This is a genomic window from Isoptericola sp. NPDC055063, from assembly GCF_053608125.1.
The window spans coordinates 1-1,787 of the sequence record NZ_JBSGUW010000009.1; the positions used below are offsets into that span (position 1 = coordinate 1).

Sequence of the window (1,787 nt, forward strand, 5' to 3'; positions counted from 1 at the left end):
GGATGGGCCTGGCGGGAGAGCCCGAGGAACGAGGGCTCGGATGGACGCCTCGCGACGAGACATCCGCCGCCGTCGCCCCCCGACCACCACCAGCACCACCACCAACACCAGCACGCCGCAGCGCCAGGTACTGCTCCACCCCACCGGGCAGGTCCCGCAGCGCGCCGTCGCCGAGCAACGCCCACTGCCGGTCGCACACGCGCTCCAGCAGGTACCGGTCGTGGGACACGACGATGAGGGTGCCGGGCCACCCGTCGAGCAGGTCCTCGACGGCGGCGAGGGTGTCGGTGTCGAGGTCGTTGGTGGGCTCGTCGAGGAGCAGCACGTTGGGCTCGGAGACGAGCAGCCGCAGCAGCTGGAGGCGGCGTCGTTCGCCGCCGGAGAGGTCGCGCACGAGGGTGTGCGCGCGCTCGCGGGTGAAGCCGAGGCGTTCGGTGAGCTGGCCGGCGGTGAGCTCCTTGCCGTCGACGACGACGGTGCGCTTCTCGCGGTCGACGACCTGCACGGCGGTGAGGTGCGCGACGTCGTCGAGCTCGCCGACGTCCTGGGTGAGCTCGGCGACGTGCACGGTCTTGCCGCGGCGCACGCGCCCGGAGTCGGGTTCGCGGCGCCCGGCGAGCAGGGCGAGCAGGGTGGTCTTGCCGGCGCCGTTGACGCCCACGACGCCGTACCGGTCGCCGGGGCCGAGGCGCCAGGTGACGTCGTCGAGCAGCACGCGCCGGCCGGCGGCGTCGCGCGGCCCGGCCTCGCTGCCCTCGCGCGCCGGCACCGTCACGGTGACGTCCTCGAGGTCGAGCACGTCCTTCCCGAGGCGGCGGGTGGCCATCTGGGTGAGCTCGAGGGTGTCGCGGGGCGGCGGCTCGTCGTCGATGAGCGCGGCGGCGGCGTCGAGGCGGAACTTGGGCTTGGAGGTGCGGGCGGGGGCGCCGCGCTTGAGCCAGGCGAGCTCCTTGCGGAGCAGGTTGTTGCGCTTCTCGGCGGCGGTGGCGGCCTGCCGGGCGCGTTCGGCGCGGGCGAGGATGTAGGCGGCGTACCCGCCGTCGTACCCGTCGACGCCGCCGGTGCCGTCGCCGCGCACCTCCCAGGTGCGGGAGCAGACGGCGTCGAGGAACCAGCGGTCGTGCGTGACGACGACGAGCGCGCCGGTGGCGCCGGGGCGGCCGTACCGGTTCTTCAGGTGCTCGGCGAGCCAGGCGACGCCCTCGACGTCGAGGTGGTTGGTGGGCTCGTCGAGCAGGAGGACGTCGGGGTCCTCGACGAGGAGCGCGGCGAGCGCGACGCGGCGGCGCTGGCCGCCGGACAGCGTGGACGCGGGCTGGTCGAGGTCGAGGTCGGCGAGCAGGCCCGCGTGCACGGAGCGGATGCGGGAGTCGGACGCCCACTCGTGGGTGGCGTCGTCGCCGTGCACGAGGTCGCGGATGGTCGCGGCGTCGTCGTCCACGTCGCGCTGCACGAGCATCCCGAGCCGCGAGCCGCCGACGCGGGTGACGCGGCCGGCGTCGGGCGCCTGGGTGCCGGCCAGCAGGCGCAGCAGGGTGGACTTGCCGGCGCCGTTGGGGCCGACGACGCCGATGCGGTCGCCGTCGTCGAGGCCGAGGGAGACGTCGTGCAGGAGGGTGCGGGTACCGATGGTCAGCGCGATGCCGTCCGCGCCGAGGAGATGTGCCACCCAACGAGGGTAGTCGCCTTCGAGCACGGGACCCGTTCTGATACCGCGAAGGAGTCCCCTGCCAACCCCCCCCTTGCAGGTCCCTCCCCCACCCCCACGTCCCCCCCCCCAAAACAAC

1 protein-coding gene is annotated in these 1,787 nt (G+C 74.7%); it reads right to left on the reverse strand.

The annotated features are described in order from the left end of the window. Nucleotides 1-1,669, reverse strand: a 1,669-nt coding sequence (locus tag ACWF41_RS12190; protein WP_452182595.1) for an ABC-F family ATP-binding cassette domain-containing protein, incomplete at its 3' end; no start/stop codon positions are given. Nucleotides 1,670-1,787: the final 118 nt, after the last annotated feature.